The sequence below is a fragment of the Arcobacter sp. F155 genome, assembly GCF_004116455.1.
Taxonomy (GTDB): Bacteria; Campylobacterota; Campylobacteria; order Campylobacterales; family Arcobacteraceae; genus Halarcobacter.
Genome location: NZ_PDJU01000003.1, coordinates 101,477 through 122,873 on the forward strand (window position 1 = coordinate 101,477; position 21,397 = coordinate 122,873).

At 29.8% G+C, this 21,397-nt stretch carries 15 protein-coding genes; 6 read left to right on the top strand and 9 right to left on the bottom strand.

Translation table 11 applies throughout. The features are described from left to right. Positions 1–53: 53 nt before the first annotated feature. A complete protein-coding gene (locus CRV03_RS05055; RefSeq protein ID WP_258239009.1) occupies positions 54–1,241 on the bottom strand; it encodes a HAMP domain-containing sensor histidine kinase in 1,188 nt (395 codons plus the stop codon). A 45-nt stretch (positions 1,242–1,286) separates the two neighbouring features. On the opposite strand from CRV03_RS05055, the gene CRV03_RS05060 reads away from it, so the two are divergent. From CRV03_RS05060 to CRV03_RS05070, 3 genes are all read left to right on the top strand, one after another. Beyond that, positions 1,287–1,946, top strand: a complete 660-nt coding sequence (locus CRV03_RS05060) for a response regulator transcription factor (protein WP_129084062.1) — start codon at positions 1,287–1,289, stop codon at positions 1,944–1,946. Positions 1,947–2,037: 91 nt separating this feature from the next. Continuing rightward, positions 2,038–2,892, top strand: a complete 855-nt coding sequence (locus tag CRV03_RS05065; protein ID WP_129084063.1) for a sulfurtransferase — start codon at positions 2,038–2,040, stop codon at positions 2,890–2,892. Positions 2,893–2,894: 2 nt separating this feature from the next. After that, positions 2,895–5,267 (top strand): EAL domain-containing protein, encoded by a 2,373-nt coding sequence (locus CRV03_RS05070; RefSeq protein WP_129084064.1) that lies wholly within the window; start codon positions 2,895–2,897, stop codon positions 5,265–5,267. Positions 5,268–5,613: 346 nt separating this feature from the next. Here CRV03_RS05070 and CRV03_RS05075 read toward each other — a convergent pair whose 3' ends face one another. The 4 genes from CRV03_RS05075 to purB all read right to left on the bottom strand — a co-directional run bounded on the left by CRV03_RS05075 (position 5,614) and on the right by purB (position 11,486). Beyond that, a complete protein-coding gene (locus CRV03_RS05075; protein WP_129084065.1) occupies positions 5,614–6,477 on the bottom strand; it encodes a putative phage abortive infection protein in 864 nt (287 codons plus the stop codon). A gap of 167 nt (positions 6,478–6,644) precedes the next feature. Further along, positions 6,645–7,664: a ribonucleotide-diphosphate reductase subunit beta gene (locus CRV03_RS05080; protein WP_129084066.1), complete on the bottom strand. Its 1,020-nt coding sequence runs from the start codon at positions 7,662–7,664 to the stop codon at positions 6,645–6,647. A gap of 76 nt (positions 7,665–7,740) precedes the next feature. After that, the gene (locus CRV03_RS05085) at positions 7,741–10,125 is read right to left on the bottom strand and encodes a ribonucleoside-diphosphate reductase subunit alpha (RefSeq protein WP_129084067.1); all 2,385 of its coding nucleotides are present in this window, start codon (positions 10,123–10,125) and stop codon (positions 7,741–7,743) included. Between the two features lie 29 nt (positions 10,126–10,154). After that, the gene (gene purB / locus CRV03_RS05090) at positions 10,155–11,486 is read right to left on the bottom strand and encodes an adenylosuccinate lyase (RefSeq protein ID WP_129084068.1); all 1,332 of its coding nucleotides are present in this window, start codon (positions 11,484–11,486) and stop codon (positions 10,155–10,157) included. Positions 11,487–11,815: 329 nt separating this feature from the next. Between purB and CRV03_RS05095 the strand changes: the two genes are divergently transcribed. Further along, the gene (locus CRV03_RS05095) at positions 11,816–12,538 is read left to right on the top strand and encodes an RluA family pseudouridine synthase (RefSeq protein ID WP_258239010.1); all 723 of its coding nucleotides are present in this window, start codon (positions 11,816–11,818) and stop codon (positions 12,536–12,538) included. Here CRV03_RS05095 and CRV03_RS05100 read toward each other — a convergent pair. From CRV03_RS05100 to CRV03_RS05115, 4 genes are all read right to left on the bottom strand, one after another. Next, positions 12,535–14,736 (bottom strand): PAS domain S-box protein, encoded by a 2,202-nt coding sequence (locus tag CRV03_RS05100; protein WP_129084070.1) that lies wholly within the window; start codon positions 14,734–14,736, stop codon positions 12,535–12,537. The two genes, CRV03_RS05095 and CRV03_RS05100, sit on opposite strands and share 4 nt — an antisense overlap. Continuing rightward, a complete protein-coding gene (locus CRV03_RS05105) occupies positions 14,723–15,673 on the bottom strand; it encodes a substrate-binding domain-containing protein (RefSeq protein WP_258239011.1) in 951 nt (316 codons plus the stop codon). The genes CRV03_RS05100 and CRV03_RS05105 overlap by 14 nt, the downstream gene beginning before the upstream one ends. Before the next feature lie 73 nt (positions 15,674–15,746). Continuing rightward, positions 15,747–18,404: a transporter substrate-binding domain-containing protein gene (locus tag CRV03_RS05110; RefSeq protein WP_129084071.1), complete on the bottom strand. Its 2,658-nt coding sequence runs from the start codon at positions 18,402–18,404 to the stop codon at positions 15,747–15,749. A gap of 106 nt (positions 18,405–18,510) precedes the next feature. Beyond that, the gene (locus tag CRV03_RS05115; RefSeq protein WP_129084072.1) at positions 18,511–18,987 is read right to left on the bottom strand and encodes a MarR family winged helix-turn-helix transcriptional regulator; all 477 of its coding nucleotides are present in this window, start codon (positions 18,985–18,987) and stop codon (positions 18,511–18,513) included. Positions 18,988–19,089: 102 nt separating this feature from the next. Here CRV03_RS05115 and CRV03_RS05120 point away from each other — a divergent pair, with 102 nt between their 5' ends. Both CRV03_RS05120 and CRV03_RS05125 read left to right on the top strand, forming a co-directional pair. After that, entirely contained in the window at positions 19,090–20,313 is a 1,224-nt protein-coding gene (locus tag CRV03_RS05120; protein ID WP_129084073.1) for a TolC family protein, read from the top strand. Continuing rightward, entirely contained in the window at positions 20,310–21,395 is a 1,086-nt protein-coding gene (locus CRV03_RS05125) for an efflux RND transporter periplasmic adaptor subunit (protein WP_129084074.1), read from the top strand. Before CRV03_RS05120 ends, CRV03_RS05125 begins: the two co-directional genes overlap by 4 nt. Positions 21,396–21,397 lie beyond the last annotated feature (2 nt).

Genomic DNA, 21,397 nt, shown 5'->3' on the forward strand with positions numbered 1-21,397 from the left:
TTAGATTTTATTCTAAGAAGTGTAGTTGTTAAATATGGAAAGTGTGTGGAAAATTAAAATTTGAAAGTGAAAGTAGTCTCTTTTCTCTCTTGAGATTTTACATCAAAACTTATATCATACTCTTTACAGATATTTTGAACAATATTAAGCCCAATACCAAAACCACCCTGCTCTTTTGTAGCTCTATAGTATCTGTTGAAGATATCATTTAGTTTTTTCTTTTCAATCCCTATTCCTGTATCTTTTATACTAAGTATTGAGTTCTTTAAAGTAATAAAAACTTCACCCTCTTTTTTATTGTATTTAATTGCATTTGAAAGGATATTGTTAAACAATCTTATGAAGTCATTTTTATCTATTTTATAAGAAAACTCTTCTAAATCTAGGTGAATAGTTATCTTTCTTTTTAAAGCTATTACTTCAAAATATTTTAGTTGCTCTTCTATTAAAGCTTTTAGTTCAAGTTCATGAACTACCCTATTTTCATCTTTCTCTTCTAAGAAGATATAGGTTAAATCACTATAAATTTCAGAGATTCTATGAACTGCTAGCTTTACTCTTTCAAGCTGTTTTTTTGTGAGATTATCACTTTCTGATGACATCAAAATAGCACTTATTGGAGTATTTAATTCATGGGTTGTGTCTTTGATAAAGTTGTTTAGTTTTTCTCTTTCATCTTTGATAGGTTTTATAAATAGTTTTGCTAAAAAGAACCCAATAAGGGCAATAAAAGAGTAAGTGATTAAAAATACTACTAATACTTTGTTTCTAGTGGTATGAACTAAAGAGTGGAAGAGTTTATCTTTTATTACTGTGTGAAAAATACCTAGGTGTCCAAAGGTAGAGTTATCTACTAATATATAGTTGCTATCTTTTTGATAAAAACCATTTTCTAATTTTATTTTATCATTAAAATTTCCAAGGATTTTTTTACCTTCTCTATCATAAAAAGCGATTTCATATTGCTTCATATTTAAATAATCATCAATATCTAGTTTTGATTCCATCATATGTGAAAAGATAATTCTTGAAGATAATTGAGAAGAGATATTCTCCATTTTTGTTTTTGCTAAATCAAGATGTAGTGTCTTTTCATTTTGGTAATATAACAATGATAATAACAGTAATAAAATAAATGAAGCCCCTAAATATAAAGACAAAAATCTTATAAAGGTTACTTTTTCACTTCTAGTTAAATCTATGGTATACTCCTTTTGAAAATTGATTATAGCATTTTCCACATAACTTCCACGTGTAGTTTATATACTTTATTATGGAGTTTAAAAATGAAAATATTATTACTTGAAGATGATACCCTTTTACATGAGATTATTGAAGAGTTTTTAGAAGAGTTAGAGTATGAAACAGTTTCTACTTATGATGGGCAAGAAGCCTATGAACTTATTTTTGAGCAACACTTTGACTTACTTATTTTAGATGTAAATGTACCTTCTATAAATGGCTTTGATTTATTAAAAAGCCTTAAAGCAAACTCAATAGATATTCCAACTATTTTTATAACTTCACTTCACACTACAAAAGATATGGAAACAGGTTTTAACGCAGGAGCCGATGATTATATAAGAAAGCCTTTTCACCTAAGTGAGTTAAAACTTAGAATTGACAATATAAAAAGACTAAGAAAAATAGAATCAAAGGAAGAGCAAAAGATAAATGATGAAATCTCTTACAACTATGATTTAAAAGCCATTCTTTTAAAAGATGAAAAGTTTCAACTATCAAAGACAGAAGCAAAGGTTTTTGAATACCTCTTAAAACACTCAAATAAAGCAGTTTCTATAGAAGAAATAGCCCTTAATAATTGGGTTTATGACGAAGCCCCAACAGATACTACAGTTAGAACATATATTAAAAACCTAAGAAAGATACTTGGCAAAGATTCTATTATAAATATCAAGGGTGTTGGCTATAAACTAGAGCTATAGCTTAAATTTAAATTAATTTTTATAACTAACTCTATAAACTTAAGAAAATAGTGGCTATACTTATTATTTAATTTGCTATAAAGGCCACAAAATGGTAAAGAAACTACTGTTAATCTTTATTTTTAGCATCTGTGTTTTTGCTAATGAAAAAAATATGCCCTCAATAGTTGACCTAACTTGGTTAAAACAAAATATCTCAAATTCAAATCTTATATTATTGGACTTAAGAAAAAAAGAGCTTTATGAAAAAGACCATATAAAAAATGCAGTTAATATCCCTGCTTTAGAGAATCTTTTTGCTGAAAAATTCTTTATGCCAAATATTGAACAACTCCAAGAACTTTTCTCTAATGCTGGAATCAAAAAGGACTCTTTAGTTGTTGCATATGATGATGGAAGTTTTATCTGGTCAGCAAGACTTTATTGGATACTTGAAATTCTAGGACACAACAATGTTGGTGTTTTAAATGTAGGCTATAAAAACTGGGAAGAAAATGCCCTAACTCTTAGTTCTAAACCTTTTATTCCTAAAAAAAGTAACTTTACTCCAAGAGTTGATAATACAAAGGTTCAAACTAAACTAAGTACCCTACTTTCTATTGGTAAAAAGACAATTATTGATGGAAGAAAAGAGTCTCACTATTTAGGTAAAGAGTCTATTGCAAAAAGATTTGGACATATTCCTACAGCACAAAACTATGCTTGTACACAAAACTACCAAGTTACTAGTACAGGTAATAAGATTAAAAATCTTGATGAATTAAAAACTGTATATAAAGATATTCCCAAAGATAAAGAGATAATCCTTTATTGTGACGGTGGAGCTGACGCTGCACTTAACTATATTGTGCTTCAAGAACTAGGATATAAAGCTAGTGTATATGATGGTTCATGGGCAGAGTGGGGAAATGACGAAGCAGTTCCTATAGATAACCCTTCATTGTAGTTATGACACAAAAACAGTACAGAGGTTCAATAAAAAGAAGACTTACTTTAATGATTTTACTAGTTACTTTGATAACTGGTACAGTAGGATATTCTGGTTTTGTTTACTGGAATATGAAATCTCAGTATGACAAAACTATTGAGCTATCTCGTACTGTTGCAAAAGTATTAAGCCAAGATATTGCAAAACTTATCTTGCTAAAGAAAGTAGCTGTTGCAGCAGATATTACAAGTAAGTTAAAGTCTTTTGATAATATTGACTCAATGGTTCTTTATAAAACAGATAAAAAAGCTGTTTTCCAATATAGTAAAGACAATAAAAACTTTGAAGCAAAACCTCTAAAAGATGATTTTGAAAGAATAAGTAGTATTAAAAACAACCTTTTAAAACTCTATGTTGATGCCACATATCAAGGCACAAAACTAGGAGTTGTTGAGCTAAACTTTAAAGTAAAAACTCTAGGGGATGTAGTAAAAAGAGATATTCCTATTTTAATCTCTATTTCTATAATACTTTTACTTTTATCTTTTGCCCTTGCAAACTTCTTTGCTAAACGATTTACAAAACCTATTTTAAAACTAGTATCTTTTTTAAGTAAGATTGATATTATCGATTCTTTAAAAAATAGAGCCAAGACAAATGAAGATAATGAGATAGGCAAACTTTATGATGAAATCAATTATATGCTTCAAAGAATTGAAAACTCTCAAAAAGCTGAAAAGATAGCTGCTGCTGCTTTTGAAACTAGAAGTGGTATGATGATTACTGATGCAAAGGAAAGAATTCTTCAAGTAAATAAAGCCTTTACTAAAATCTCTGGATATGAAAAAGAGGAAGTTATAGGAAAAACTCCTAGTGTTTTGAGGTCTGGATATCAAGATGAAAACTTCTATAAAGAGATGAAAGAAAAGCTAAATAAGTATAATCACTGGAGTGGTGAAATATATAATAAACACAAAGATGGAACAATCTTCCCAGAACACCTAACTATCCAAGCTGTTTTAGATGATGATTTAAATGTGATTTATTATGTTGCTTCATTTATTGATTTAACTATTCAAAAGGAGACAGAAGCAAAGGTTGAATACCTAAAACAATATGATTCTTTGACTGGATTAGCAAATAAAGAGATGCTTTTAAATGAAATACAAACTCACCTAGACAAAAAAGAGCAGTTTAGATGGGGATTACTTCTTTGTTTTGATTTAAAAGATTTTAAGATGATTAACGACGCTTATGGTTATAGTGTAGGAGATAAAGTACTTGAGGTAATCACTTCAAAAATAAAGAAGATATTTAACGATGCTTCAATCATAGCTAGAATAGCAGCTGATGAGTTTGCTGTTTGGTTTCCGCATATTCACGAACATAAAAACCAAGCCTCTATTGAAGCTAAACTTTTAACAGAGTTTTTAATATCTACTTTATCTGAGCAAATAAAAATAGAAGATAAAACAATAAACCCTATAATCTACGCAGGACTATCTATTTATAACAAAAACTGCAACAACGCAAATAAGCTACTAAAACAAGCAGATACAGCTTTACATCAAGCAAAGAAAGAGGAAAAGAGCTTTTCATATTTTGATAAACAAGCACAGAATATGGCACAAAATCATCTTGATACTTATTCACAACTAATCAAAGCTATAAAAGAGGAGCATTTCAAGCTTTATTATCAACTACAATATGATGATGAAAATCGTGTATATGGAGCAGAAGCTTTAATCAGATGGATACATCCAGAAGAAGGAATGATTCCCCCTGATACTTTTATTCCTACTGCTGAAAAGACTGGTTTGATTATTCCTATTGGTTCATGGGTTATAAAAACAGCTTGTAAACAGCTAGAAACATGGCAAAAAAGCAAAGAAACATCAAATTGGGTCATTGCTATTAATATTAGTGCAAAACAGTTTCTAGAGGAGGATTTCGTATCTGTTATTGAAAAGTATCTAAAGCAATACAATGTAAAATCAAATCTTCTAAAAGTAGAACTAACAGAATCAATACTCGCAAAAAGTCTTGAAGAGGTAAAAGATAAGATGCTTAAAATAAAAGAGTTAGGGGTACAAGTCTCTTTAGATGACTTTGGAACTGGATACTCATCTTTACAATACCTAAGAGAACTACCTTTAAATCAAATCAAGATAGATAGGTCTTTTGTAAATAATATCTTAGAAAACAAAGCTGATGAAGCTATTGTTAAAAGTATACTTCTATTTGCTGAGGCTTTAGACTTGCAAGTAGTTGCAGAAGGAATAGAGACTAAAGAGCAATATGACTTTTTAGTTAGCTTAGGTTGTAAGCTATTCCAAGGTTACTATTTTGCAAAACCTGTAAAGATAGAAGAAATAGATAGTATTAGTAAATGAAAAAATAGCTTAAATATGCTGTTGTAAAGTAGCTAATACTCATACTTAGAAATAAAAATCCGCTCTCATATTTTAGTGTCATAACTTCCCCTTTTTTATATTTGATAAGATTATTTTATTAAGGGTTGGTTTCATTCAAGTTACAAAATAAAGAAAGGCTAAAGCCTTTAAGAGATGATACTTTTTTGTTGAAAAAAGTATCGCAAAAAGCAACCACGGCTTCAAAGCTTGCTAAAGCAAGTGCCTTCATATTTGAAAACTATTTGCTATGTTGCGGAACTCATAAATAAAAGTGAGTTTGTCACTTTTATTTCTTCAAACAGTCCTCACATATTTCGCAAATATTTTACAAATCCTCAGCTTTTGCAGATGTGGATTTTTCTTTTAATTCATTATATTTATCTATAATTTTCTGATTTTTACCAAATGCACTTATATCATAGTAAACCAAGTCATAGAAACTTAATTTTTCTATTTTTATTTTTTCAAAAAAAGAATATTTTTCAACTAAAAACTTAAATTTCCCATTTTCACGAATTATTACATAATAATAAAATAATACTAACTCTGCATCAGATATTTGAGATTGTATAATAAATAAGTAGTTTTGAATTTGTTTATATTCTAATTTATTCCGATTATCATAAATTAATATTAAGATAGATATCAATGTTCTAAAAAATTTAAAGCTTTTTTTCCTTTTAATATTATTAAATAGTATTTTTAACTCTTCTTCTGTTAAATATGTATTATTTATTCTAGAGGTATAAAAATCTCCTAAATATTCAGCTAAAGCCTCATCTCCACTATATCTACCTATAAAAAACTTATTTATAACTTCATTATGCAACTTTAATAGTTGAAAAAATGTACTCTCAAATATTTGTAAACTAGTTGCTTTATTTTGAAGTTCAAGAGATGTACTTTGTTCTTCTTGAGCTTTTGCAGACTTTGCTAACTCTTCTCTTGTTGCACTTAGCTCATCTGACTGTATTTTTATTGTATATAGTAATGCTAAAAAAGCTAAAAATGCTAATATAGGATTTAATGTTCCTCCTATAAAATCTCCAAAGAAAGCAAAGCTTTGTGTATCTTTTGTAATTACTTTATTTGAAAAAGTATCAATATAAAAAGCAAATATTCCTAAGACAAATATAATTGCTGCACTAAAAAGTAATCCTAAATTAAAAAGTGTATTATCTTTTTTCAATATCTTATCCATGATTTTTTAAATTATTTAATTATATCTAAAAGTATTTTAATAGGTATTTTTGTCAAGATTAAGGCGGAGGAGGTTTTTAGCGAAAGGAGCTTGCTCATGTCAAGTGACTTGAGCTAAAGTTCTGCTCCAACGCAAAGATTGGTCTAAAAGACCTATTAAAAATCGTCGAAGTCTATCGAACCTTTCGAATAGTTAACTACGTTCCCCTCAAAGAAGTTAGTTCTCTGGTCATTAAATGATGCATACCCATCAACCCAAGGAATAGGATGCTTCACATTATATTCAGGAGCATAACCAACAGCTTCAAGTCTTCTATCTGCAAGATATTGGATATATTGAGTGATAATAGCGTCTGTAAACCCTAAAATCTGTCCTTGAGTAATATATGCACCCCAAGAAGATTCAAGCTCTACAGCCTTTCTAAACATACCTCTTACAGTTTGCTCTAATTCAGCTGTAAATAGTTCAGGTCTCTCTTTTCTAGTAGAGTTAATCATATTTTGGAAAAGAAGTAAGTGAGTTACTTCATCCCTTTGAATAAATCTAATCATCTGTGAAGAACCAAGCATTTTCCCTGATTTTCCAAGGGCATACATAGCAGCAAATCCAGCGTAGAAATATAGACCTTCTAAGATTTGGTTAGCAAACATAGCTAAAACCATCTTTTCATCAGTAATATCGCCAGCTAAGTTATGATAAACATCTGCAATATAGTTGTTTTTTTCTCTTAGCTTTTCATCTGTTTTCCACTTCTCATAAATCTCATCTGTATTATCAGAAATAGACTCAACCATAACTGCGTATGATTTTGAGTGATTTGCCTCTTCATAAGATTGTCTTGATAAACAAGCATTAATCTCAGGAACAGTGATATATGGATTGATATTATCCATTAGGTTATTTGTTTGTAATGAATCCATAAAGATTAATTGAGAAAGTACTAAATCATACATTCTTTTTTCTGCTGGACTTAGATACTTATAATCCTTAGCATCACCAGTCATTTGTACTTCTTTAGGGAACCATGTATTTGCTTCCATTGTATCCCAAAGATTTAAAGCCCATTGATACTTCATCTTTGTGAAGTTAATCATTCCATCTGGATTTCCACCGAAGATTCTTCTTTCGTTGAAAGTCTCTTTAGAATCTGGATTATATATCGTTTTTCTACCCACGTTTGTTTTACCTCTGTTTTTTTGACATTATATATTTTAATTTTAGACTTTTGTATGTAAAAAGTGTAAGGTTATCTTATTGACAACCTGCACACTCCATACTTCTGTCCTCAACATCATTAGAAGCCTCAGGAGATTGAGATCTTAAATAATAAGTTGATTTAAGACCTAGCTTCCAAGCTGTAGTATAAATCTCATGTAGATATTTACCACTTGCTTTTTCTAAACTCATAAAGATATTTGTACTTTGCCCTTGGTCAATCCATTTTTGTCTAACAGCAGCAGCTTTAATAATATCTATTTGATCTACTTCATATGCTGGTGTATAGTAAACCCAAGTTTCTGGGCTTAGGTTTGGTACAACTACAGGAATAAGTCCTGATAAGTTCTCTTCAAACCACTTTCTTTTATAAACTGGCTCAATAGCTTGTGTTGTTCCTACAAGAATTGAAATAGATGATGTAGGAGCAATAGCCATTAGGTAACCATTTCTCATACCATTTGCTTTTACTTGCTCTCTTAATGCATCCCAATCATATCCTGCATCAAATAAATCTTTGTCTACAAGTGCATTTACAGCTTGTGGAGCATGGTCATGAGGCATAATACCCTTTGACCAGTTTGAACCATCAAATGTAGGATAAGTACCCTTCTCTACTGCTAACTCAGATGAAGATTTAATTGCATTATATGAAATCGCTTCCATAATTGTATCAATCTTCTTAAAGTGGTCTTCACTTCCCCATACAAGCTTTTGCTCTGCAAGCATTTGAGACTCACCCATAACACCAAGACCAATAGATCTTGATTTTAGGTTTGTAGCTTTTACTTTTCTAAGAGGATAGAAGTTTAAGTCAATTACATTGTCAAGCATTCTAACTGCAGTTGGAACAACTCTTTCAATATCCTCTTTTGTAAAGATTCTAGATAGGTTTACTGAAGCTAAGTTACAAACTGCTGTATCTCCATCAATCTTCTCTTTTTCAACAATAAATACTTTTTTACCGTTGATAGAGTCAAGTGCAGTTACTTTGTTTGCTTTCTTCTCTTGTCCACCATCTACTAAAACAATATCTCCTTCTTCGTATGTTTCAATTGTTCCATCTTCAAACTCTAATCTAATCTTATAGTGGTTAGGGTTTGTATTTTGGAAAATCTCTGTACAAAGGTTTGAAGACCTAATATGACCTACGTGTGCATTTGGATTAGCTCTGTTTGCATTGTCTTTAAAGCATAAGAATGGGCTTCCTGATTCAAAGTAAGAAGTTAATATCTTCTTCCATAAATCTTTTGCTTTGATTCTATCTTTTGTAATAGACTCATCATTTTCATACTCTTCATATCTTTTCTTGAACTCATCACCGTGAAGCTCAGATAAATCTTTTACTTCATGTGGGTCAAATAAAGTCCAATGAGAGTCCTCTAAGATTCTTTCCATAAATAGGTCAGTAATCCATAATGAAGGGAATAAATCGTGTGCTCTTCTTCTTTCTTCACCAGAGTTTTTCTTTAAGTCAATAAAGTCTGTAATATCCATATGCCATGGCTCTACATATACTGCAATTGCACCTTTTCTTGTACCTAATTGGTCAACTGCGATTGCAATATCATTTGTGATTTTAAGGAATGGTACAGTACCACCAGCTGCACTTTTATGGTCATCAATCATCCCACCTAAAGCTCTGATTTGGTTCCAATCCCAACCAATACCACCACCATACTTAGATAGTAGTGCCATCTCTTTATATCCATCAAAAATACCTTCGATGTTATCAGGAGATGAACCGATATAACAAGAACTTAATTGGTGTCTATTTGTTCTAGCATTTGATAATGTAGGAGTTGCAAGCATTACTTCAAATTTAGATACTACATCATAGAACTCTTTTGCTCTTTGTTGCTTATTCTCTTCATTTTGAGCTAAGAACATAGCAATAGCCATAAACATATGCTGAGGAAGCTCTATTGGGTTTCCTTCTTTGTTCTTGATTAAATATCTGTCATATAAAGTTTTAATTCCAAGATAGTTAAATAATAAATCTCTATCTGAATCAATATAGTCATTTAAATCATCTAAGTCATAGCCTTCACCAAGATTAGGGATTAATCTTCCTGCTTCTTTTCCATACTTTAGATACTCTTTTAAATGGCAATATGGCTCACCTTTAATACCATGAGTTGATTTCCCAACTCTATGATAAAGGTCAAATAAAAACAGTCTTGCAGCAACAAATGTCCAGTTTGGAACATCTATGTCTATTTTCTCTACTGCTGTCTTAATTAGCGCATCTTGGATATCTGCAGAACTCATTCCATCAACAAACTTAATTTGTGCGTCAAGTTCCAACTCAGATTGAGATACTCCATCTAAATCTTTTGTTGCATCGATTGTCATTTTCTGGATTTTAGTAATATCTAAAACCTCTTTTCTCCCATTTCTTTTTTCAATCATAATTGCCATATTGCTTGCCTTTTTCGATTATAAATTATTTATTTTTTAAAAACTCTGTTGAAAATTGCATCTACATTTTTAGTGTAGTATTCATAGTTGAAACACTCTCTAATTTGCTCTTCACTTAATTTAGCTCTTAAATCTTCGTCAGCTAATAGGTGTCCTAAGTATAGTGATTCACCATTTTCATTTAGAGTTGGTTTCCCTTGTTGGATTTCTTCCCAAACTTTCATTGCATTTCTTTGAACGATTTTATATGCATCTTCTCTTGAAACACCAGCTTTTGGAAGTTCTAATAATACTCTTTGAGAGAATACTAATCCACCAGTTTGGTTTAGGTTTTTCATCATATTTTCTGGCATTACTGTTAAGTTTGCGATTACATTATTCATTCTATGAAGCATAAAGTCAGTTGTAATAAATGCATCTGGTAACCAGAATCTTTCACTTGATGAGTGAGAAATATCTCTTTCATGCCATAATGCAACGTTTTCCATTGCAGGAATAGCGTGAGCTCTAATTGATCTTGCAAGACCAGTGATATTTTCAGTTAAGATAGGATTTCTTTTGTGAGGCATTGCTGAAGAACCTTTTTGTCCTTTTGCAAAATACTCTTCTGCTTCATAAACTTCTGTTCTTTGTAAGTGTCTTACTTGAACTGCAAATTTTTCAATTGAAGAAGCCATTGTAGCTAATGCTGTTGCAAGTCTTGCATATCTGTCCCTATGAACAACTTGGTTTGAACAAGGCTCAGGTTTTAATCCTAATTCAGCCATTGCATACTCTTCAAGCTCTAAAGGAGCGTGAGCAAAGTTACCCATAGCACCAGAGATTTGACCTACAGAAATAACTTCCATAGTTTCTTCAAGGTTTTGAAGGTGTCTAGCCATTTCGTCATACCATACTGCAAGAGTAAGACCAAATGTAATAGGCTCACCATGAATACCATGACTTCTTCCTACCATTAAAGTGAATTTGTGTTCTTCAGCTCTTTTTTTAATAGACTCCATTAACATCTTTACATCATCAATAACGATTTTTAAAGAGTCTCTCATTTGTAGTGCAACACCTGTATCAACTGCATCTGAAGAAGTCATTCCGTAGTGGAACCATCTTGACTCTTCACCAAGTGACTCAGCAACACTTGTATTAAATGCAATTAAATCGTGTTTTGTAACAGCTTCAATCTCTTCAATTCTCTCTACAGAGAAAGTAGCATTTTCAACGATTTTTTTACAATCTTCATCAGGGATAAGCCCTAATTTGTTCCATGCTTTAACTGCAGCTTTTTCTACTTCAAGCCATGCAGCATATCTTGCATGTTGTGTCCAATGTTTTTTCATTTCTTCTCTGGCATATCTTTCAACCATTTGCAAATCCCTTATTATCTATATTTGTTAAATTTTATTAAAAACTTCTCATTTTTTTAGTATGATATGTTATCTAAATTAGCCAAAATTTTATATTAATTTTTGTATATTTTTTGCCTAAAATTTTACTTAATTTCTAGGACACAATATTGCCATTTACTTTAAAAAAATTTTCAGTTACTAAGGGAAAAACAATCCAAATTGCTTTACTACAGGATTTAACTCTAAGCCCCAAAATATCGAGCCGTATGCTTAGTAAAAGCAGGATATTCAATAGTAACAAAGTACCTTATAAAATATCACAAATTATAGAAGAAGATTTTATATATATGGCTGTTTTTGAGGGACATACAAGGGGGCTTAAACCTCTTGTTACTTTTTCTGATTTTGCCATATTTGATAAGCCTTCAAACTTAATGATTCATCCTATTTCTAAAAATACTGAATACTCTTTACTTGATGAAATAAGATATCACTTTGGAGACAAAGCAAATCAAGCTCATAGAATTGATGCAGAGACTTCTGGTTTAGTTTTAGTAGGGCGAAACAACAAAACAACAAATGCTCTTGCTACAATGTTTGAGAAAAAAGAGTATAAAAAAGCTTACTTAGCTATTGTAAAAGGAAAACTTGAAGAAGAGTTAACTATTGATAAAAACCTAAAAAAAGAGGGAAAAGCTATTGGAGTTAGAATGGCTACTTGCTCAAAAGAAGAGGGAAAAGAGTCAATTACAAATGTTAAACCTCTAAAATACAATAAAGAAAAAGATATAACTCTTGTAGAAGTAAATCCAATTACAGGAAGACAACATCAAATAAGAATACATCTTAACTCAATTGGACATACTATTTTAGGTGACCCTATTTATGGAGTTTGTGACGAAGTAGCAGAGGAGTATTTAAATAAGACTATAAAAGATGAAACAAGGGTTGAGCATAGTGGTTCATATAGATTATGGCTACAAGCAAACTATTTGGAGTTTAGATACAAAGGTGTGATTTATAAGATTTACTCAAAGAATAAGGATATTTATAAAGAGTTTGATAACTAGTCTATTTTAAAGACTATATCAAACCTTGCTCCTCTATAAACCTTTCCATTATACTTATATGACTCATTAAAAGCTTTTATCTTTGCATTATGATGGTCTGTAAGTATTTGGTAAACCATAGAAAGCCCTATTCCAGTTCCAACACTTTTATGTTTTGTTGTAAAGTATGGTTCAAAGATTTTATCCATGCTATCTTCTTTAATACCACCTCCACTATCTTTAATACTAAGAACAAAGTCATCATCAATAACTCTTGTATCAATAAATAGAAGTTTATCATCATCGTTTTCAAGGTCTTTTAGAGCATCTTTTGCATTGTTTATGATATTTATTAGTGCTTGAATTAACTCATTTTCATAACCATCAATTTTAATATCATCTACTTTATTGATAATTACATTGATATTGTTGTTTACAATTGTTGAATTTAAAATCGAGAAAGTCTTATCTATAACAGAAGAGATAAAGATATCACTTTTTTTATCCCCTTCTCTAATAAAGTTTCTAAAGTCATCAATAGTTTTTGATAGGTATTGAGTTTGTTCAATAATCACATCCATGTCATTTAAAATCTCATCTTGACTCTCTATAATACCAAACTCATTTTTTACTTTGATACCACTTGCAACAGTAGAAATAGCACTTAAAGGCTGTCTCCATTGGTGAGCAATATTTCCTATCATCTCACCCATTGAAGCTAGTTTTGATTGAGACTCTATTAGTTTTTTGTCTGTAACATCTTTTGCACTAATAATAACTCTTTTTTTATCAGGCAATAAAGCAATAGACATATTAGTAACAATAACCTTTTCATCTTTTACTACGCAGGCTTTCTCAAAGTTTTCTACAGAGCCATACTTTAAAGTATCTTCCATTACTTTTTTAGCTGATTCTTTATCTTCTGGCATAGATAAACCAATACAAGACTTTGTAAGAAGTTCTTTTCTTGTAAAACCTGTCATTTTTAAATATGAGTCATTAAAATCTAAGAAATTACTCTCTAAGTCTAACATTGCAAGACCATCTTTTGAGTAGTTAAAGATAGTTTCAAACTCCTCTTTTTGTTCTTGTAGTATTCTTTCAAACTCTTTTCTAGCTGTAATATCAGTATGAGAACCTACCATTCTAAGAGGTTCTCCGTTTTCATCTAAACTAGCTTTCCCTCTTGTTAAAACCCATCTATAAGAGCCATCTTTAGCTTTCATCCTAACTTCAAGGGCATAAGGAGTATGTTCAGGATTGTAAAAGTGCTTTTCTAAATGATTTTTAACAAGCTCTTTATCATCTTCATGTAAAAGATTAAAAAAAGTTTTAGGACTATTTTCTAGTTCATTCTCTTCATAATCAAGTATCTTTTTCCAGTTCTTTGAAAAGTAAGCTTCATCATTTTTAATATGCCAATCCCAAATACCGTCATTTACCCCATCCCAGGCAAGTTGAAGTCTCTCTTTTAGTTCACTTAGTTGGGTATTTGAAGCTCTTACTGCTTCTATCATTCCATTTATTGTAGAACTAAGATTTGAAATCTCTTTAGGAGCATCAGTTGATAAAAACTTTACAGGAATACCGTCTTTATCTCTGTTTTCAATATTTTTTATAATATTAAAGATATTGTTTAAAAGGAAGTATCTTATAGCAATAAATAAAAAGATAGTCATAAAAATAGATAAGAAAACCATATTATTAATATTATCACTAATAATTTCATCAAGCCTTCTATTAATCTCTTTATCAGAGCTATACATATACATTTTACCAATGATATTTCCATTATCATCCAATATATTAAGCTCGCTGCTATATGAACTAGTTGAAAGTAGTTCTCTATGGGTTTGACTTTCACTTATATAGTCAACAATCAGACTATTTGTATCTCTAATTTTTCCTGAATAAAAACTTTTTTCTCCAATAATTTCTGCCATTTTATAATCATTTACGATAATAGCGATTACATTTGGATTATTCATTTCGTTAAAAATTAGATTGTTATATTCATAAGTAGAATAAGAAAGAATAAAGTCTTTTACGTTGTTGTTTAGTTTTGCAAGGGTAATTGAAGAGTTATATTTAACATCTTCTATCATCTCTTGCTTTGTCGTTGTATACTTATAAGTTGAGTATAAACCAACTACAAATACAACTGTAGAAATGATTATAAAAAATAGTATTACATAGATAGAAATTCTATTTTGCTTCATCAATTATTCCCAAAACATTTCTTTTTATTAGATGCATTTTTCTGTCAATATTCTCTTTTGTCACTGCTAAAACACTAAGTTCAATATGCTTTTGAACATCTTCTTTAGATAAATACTTATCTAAAGTAATAACAGCTTTTTCACCAATTAAAAAAGGTTGTTGCATACCTGATACTACAATAGTATTTTTAGGGATTAGTTCTAAAAACTCTGGTTCTGCATCAAAAGTGATTAAATGCACTTCTCTTTTTGACTCTTTTATAGCCTTTAAAGCACCTCTATATTTATCAGAACCTTGTAACCAGATAACTTTCATATCAGGATATGCCAAAAGTAAATCTTTTGCATGAAGATACGTCTCTTTTAAAGAAAAATCTACTTGCTGTCTCATATCAGCACTTTTAATTCCATCTTCTTTTAAAGCCTTCATAAAACCTGCTGTTCTTAGTTTTCCATTTGCTCTTTTTTGAGGGATTGCTATTATTCCAACACTACTTTCAGTGATATCTTTTTGTTTCATAAATTTAGTTAAATGTTTACCAAGTTTATATGCCCCTTCAAAGTTATCTGAAGAGATATAAGATAAATATTCACCAGCATCAGTACCAATATCTGCAATAACTACAGGAATATTTGCTTTTTTGATAAGTTTTAAAACTGTTACGCAGTTTGAAGAGTTTGTGGGAGAGATTACAATTCCTGCAGGTTTTGCTTTGATTGCTTTGATTGTATTTTGTAACTCTTTTTTTGAACTATTATCTGCACTAAACACTTCATAATCATAAGATAAGTTAGTACTGCTCTGTTTTACACCCTTAGCTATTATTTGCCAAAAAGGGATAGACATATCTGGTGTTAAATAAATAATTTTTTTTTGATTGTTAGCAAAAAGAAAACTTGTGAGAAGTGTTATTAGTAATAGTATTCTAATATTCAAGAGTCAATCCTTGATTTAAAGTGATTAATTCTATCAAATTATGATTGTAAGTTAACTAAAAATGAGTTTTTTGTCACTGAAATGTAATAGTAAACGTAACACCTTTATACTTTTTTTTGTTATAAATATAATCACAATTTTCAACTTTTATTGAAGCATTTGCTTTTTCTATAATACTATAAGTCATATAAAGTCCAAGCCCTGTACCTTGTGACTGGTGCTTAGTTGTAAAATAAGGTTCAAATATTTTGTCTATTATATTTTTATCAATTCCACCTGCATTATCTTTTATAATTATTTGAACTTTTTTATCTTCATTTTCTTTTACATCTAAGAATATAAATTTTTCATTTTTTTGTTGTTTTAACGCATCAATAGAATTATTAATAATATTTATTAAAGCTTGAAGAAGATTATTTTGTCCACCTAATAATTCTCTATCTATACTATTATTTAAAACTAAAGTTATTTGTTCATTTTGAATAGAAGGATTTACAAGCCTTGTTAGATTGCCAATTAAATCTTTTACATTAAATCTAGATGATGAGTTTTCACCTTTTATAAACTGCCTAAAATCATCAATTGTTTGAGATAAATATTTAGCATTTGATAAGATAAGTTTCCCCTCTTCTAAAACTTTTTTCTTATCTAAGGTTCCTAATTCATCATAAACTTCCCAACTAGTAGCAACAACAGTAATCACACTTAAAGGCTGCCTCCATTGATGGGCAATATGTCCTATCATCTCACCTAAAGCTGCCATTTTTGACTGCTCTATTAAAAGTCTTTCTTTACTCTTTATATCTGTAATATCAATGATTGAAGAGATTCTTACATTTTTACCACTAAGCTTTAAGTTAGCACCCTTCCCTAGTGTTTGGATATTTTTTCCTTTCGCAGTTAAAATCTCTAACTCATATGGCTCTTTTACAGTTGCAGTAATTTTACTTTTTACAAGTTTTCTATAATCTTTTGCAATAAAATTTAATAAATCCTGCCCAATCATCTCTTCTTTTGATGAGTAACCAAATAGCTTAACAGCAGAATCATTTACTTCAATACACTTTCTATTTTCAGTGATTAAAATAGCTTCCATAGTTGAATTCATAATACTTTCTATATCTGCATATGAATCTTTTAGTCTTTCATTATATTTTTTTAATATGTTTTGCCTATAAACAAAAACAGCTAGAATAATTATAAAAGAAAAGAAAACTAAAAATACTAACTTATAATCAATCTTTTTTTCAACAACAGTTGTTTGAATCCAATTTGCATTTATATCTTTTCTCTCTTGTAAAGAGATAGAATTAAAGGCTTTATTGATTATTGAAAGTAATACAGGCATATCTTTTTGTATTAAATAGTGATGTTCTATATCAAAGATTGTAGTTCCTGCAACCTTTAAATTCTTTAGGTGAAGTTCAGAAATATAATATAAAGAAGTTGCAATATGCCCTACAAAAGCGTCTGCTTTTCCATTTTCTACAGCAATTAAAGCTTCTGGAATATCTTCTGTTATTAGAAGATTCATCTCAGGATAGTTTTTTACTATAAAATTATAACTTGTATAGGATTTAGGAACTGCAACTACGGCATCTTTTAAATCCATTAAACTCTCTAAATAAGTATATCTATCGTCGGTTACTATTACAAAAGGGTATTTTGCGTATCTATTTGAGATTAGACCTAGCTGTTTTTCTTGGGGACTTGAACCAACTCCAGGAACTAAATCTATTTTTCCTTCTTTGAACTGTTCTAAAACATAGGGCCAAGATTTTGAAGGGACAAACTCAAACTTTAAACCTGTTCTTTGCGCAACAAGATCTAAATACTCTCCCATAATACCTTTCATCTTATTATCTTCGATAATTGATAAAGGCTTCCAGTTTACTTCGCTATATTTTACTATTGGATTAGCTCTTATAAAAGCTACTTCTTCTTCTGTAAAATCTATTTGGCTATCAAATCTGTTATTGTTTATCCATTTTTTTGCTAAATAAGAAAACTCCTCTGGTTCTATTCTTTTTAAAGACTTTTCTAGAATATCTCTTAAGATAGAGTTCTCTTTATGGGTTGCAAATCTCAGGTCTTCTTTTTTAATAGCAGTAAATTCTCCAAGTACTTGTAATGTATAAAAAGTATTATCACTTATTGCTTTTTGTCCTGTTGTATATGAAGCTAAGAAATAGTCAGCTTTTCCTGTAACTACAGCTTGAGCTTTTTCAAAACTTGTATCTAATTCTAAAACCTTCATACCAAGCTCTTTTAGCTGCTTTACATAGAAGGTACTTCTTGTGACTGCAATAGTTTTACCTATTAAACTATCATTATTTTTATATTCTTTATTTGATTTTAGTCCAAAAATAAAAGTTGGTATCTCATAATAAGCACTTGTATATGCTGCGTATTTTGTTCTTTCTTCTGTAAAAGAGATATCAGCTATTACATCTACTTTATTTTCTTTGAACTTAGATAGAGCATCGGACCATCTAGTGGTCTCTACTTTAAATTTTAAACCACTTATCTCTTCTACTATTTTTAAAACATCTAAAGAAAAACCCTTATGTTTATTTCTTAACTCATAGGAAAAGGGTTCAAAGTTATTAAGCATAGAGATTGAGACAACTGGATTTTCGGAAATCCACTGTTTTTCTGCTTTATTAAAAGCTTGTGCGTAAAGAGTTGAAAGGAAAAGTAAAAAAAATAGAAAAACTCTTTTAAAGCACATTTTAATTCCTAAGTAAATTTAGTATTAAAATTTATTATAACTTCTTTAAAAGCCTCCTTAAGAAATCTGCTTATATTATAAGTTAGTAGTATACTTTGTATACATTTTATGAAAGACTTAGAGTAACTTTCTGTAAAATTCTTTTTAAATCCTCTTTATCTTGTTCAGTTAATGCTTCATAGGTCTCTTTTTTTAACTCTATTAAATCATCTAAACAATCAAGTAAAACCTTTTCACCTTTCTCTTCTAATTTAACAAGCATACTTCTTTTGTCGTTTGGGTTTGCTTGTCTAGAGATATAACCTAAAGACTCTAACTTTTTAAGAACCTTTGTCATTCCTCCTGAAGAAAAGATAATAGCTGAGTATAACTCTGTTGGTGATAACTCTTTACCATTAAAGTATAAAGAAGCCAAAACATCCACATCTGAATGAATCAAATTATACTTTTGTTTAAACATTTGCTCATTCTTATTAAAGTTGTGTTTGTAAATTAAAGTAATAGGTAATGAGATATTAAACACATCATAACCCTCTTTTTGCTTCATATTTTCAAAAAATTTTTCTATATATTGTTTATCCATGAAAGAATTTTAACACAAAGTTAATTAAAATCTTTTATCTTTCTAGAAAGATAGTTTTAAGTTTTTATATGATATCTTTCTGGAAAGATAAAAGGAGGCTATTTGAAAAAATCAATATTAGCAATGTTTTTACCTCTTATTTTATTAGGTCAAAACCTAGATGAGTTAGTTGAGTTATCATTAAAAAACCAACTTATCAACTCTTATGAATATGATACAGACTCAATAAAAAAAGAGTACGAAAGTGTAAAGAGTTCTTACTACCCAAAACTAGATGTAAGTGCCACTTATTCAAATACAAATGAAGAAACACCAAGTGTTCCAAATGATGGAATAAGAAGTTCAGCAAGCATAAATTTTGTTTTATATGATGGAAATAAAAGATCGAATACTTTTAGCAAATATAGAAGTAACATCAAAAGTTCTCAAGAGAGCTTAAATTCATCAAAAAACCAAATTGCTTTAGATGTTTCATCTTATTACTTTAACTATCTTGCTTTATTAGCTCAAAAAGAAGCAAAATTAAAGCAAATAGACCAATTAAAAGCACAAGAAGAGAGACTATCTAAGTTTTTAGCTGTTGGAAGTACAACGAAAGATGAAGTAGAAAAAATCATTTCAAGAGTAGAGAGTGAAAATGTAAACCTACACTCAATTGAACTTGATTTACAAACTATTTTATCTAACCTTGAGTATATAACTGGGAAAAAGATATCTATCTCAGAAGGTTCTATGATAAAAGATTATCAAGTGACACAAGACTCTCAAAGAGCAGATATCAAAGCTTTAGAATATGATGTAAAAGCACAGTTTGATAATGCAAAAGTTGAAAAAAGTGGTTACCTTCCTACTATCACTTTAGACAACACATATACAGACTATGACTACAACTACGACAATTCTGCCTATGAATCTATTGAAGACCAAAACATATTTTCTGTAAATATGAAGTGGAACCTTTTCTCTTTTGGAGAAACAAAAAATAGATATGAAGCACAATACAAAAAATACTTAAGTCTAAAATCAAGATATGAGTATGAAAGAAATAGAGCAAACACTGATTTACAATTAGCTCAAAGAGCATTTAATATTGCAAAACTAAAAGTAAAATCAGCAAATGCAAGTTTAAAAGCTGCAACAAGTGCTTATGAAGTAATTAAATCAAAATATGAAAATGGTTTAATTGAAAATGTTGCATATCTTGAAGCTTTAAGTGAAAAATACGATGCAATGAGTCTATTAGAGTTTGCAAAATATGACTTAGAAATAAAAAAAGCAAATATTATCTACCACAGTGGAGAAAATTTAAAGGATTATATTAGATGATAAAATCAACGAGTAAAAAAATATTACTACTTACAACTATTGCTGTTGTAGGTTTTACAGGATGTTTTCAAGGGGAAGCAAAGGACACAAAACAACAAACTTCACCTCAGAAACCTGCCTTACCTGTTCAAGTTTTTAAAGTAAATAAAGAGAATAATACAACAAATAAAACTTATCCAACAATTTTAAAAGCTTATGAGCAAGTAGATATTATGGCTAGAGTTTCTGGGGCATTAGAAAAGAAGTACTTCAATGAAGGTGATTTTGTAAAAAAAGGAACACTACTTTATAAAATTGAGCCAGATATCTATTTAGCAAACCTAAATATGAAAAAAGCAAACTTTACAAAAGCAAAAAAAGATTATGAAAGAGCTAAGGCTTTATTTAAATCAAAATCTATTAGTAATCAAACTTTTGATGACTATACATTTCAATATGAAAGCTCAAAGGCTGCATTAAAAGAAGCACAAATTAATTTAAACTATACAAATGTAAAAGCTCCAATTGATGGAATTGTAGGTCTTAAAAAACATAGTATTGGGGATTTAGTAGGTTCAAGTGCTGCAAATTCACACTTAATAACTATCACTAACACAAATCCTATTCATGCTGAGTTCTCTTTACCAAAAGATGATATGGATAGTTTCCTTGGTCAAATTAGAGCTGATAAAGTAAAAGTTAACTTACTTGCTAATGGTAAAACTTATAATAGTGGCGAGATAGATTTCATAGCTCCAACTATTGATTCAAATACTGATACTTTACTTTTAAGAGCTAAGTTTAAAAACCCTAATAATGAGCTTGTTGTAGGTAACTTTACAAAAGTTGAACTAACAAATCTTTCTTTAGGTGAGGTTTTTATTATTCCTGAAAATGCTGTATTAAAAACTGCAAAAACAAGTATGGTTTATGTACTTGATGAAAATAACATTGCAAAAGTTAGACCTGTAAAAACTGGAAGTTTAGTTGAAAAAGGAATAGTTATAAAAGATGGTTTAAAAGTAAATGAACAAATTGTAATTAGTAACCTTGCAAAACTAAGACCTAATACAAAAGTTCAAATTGTAAATAAAGAGAAATAGTT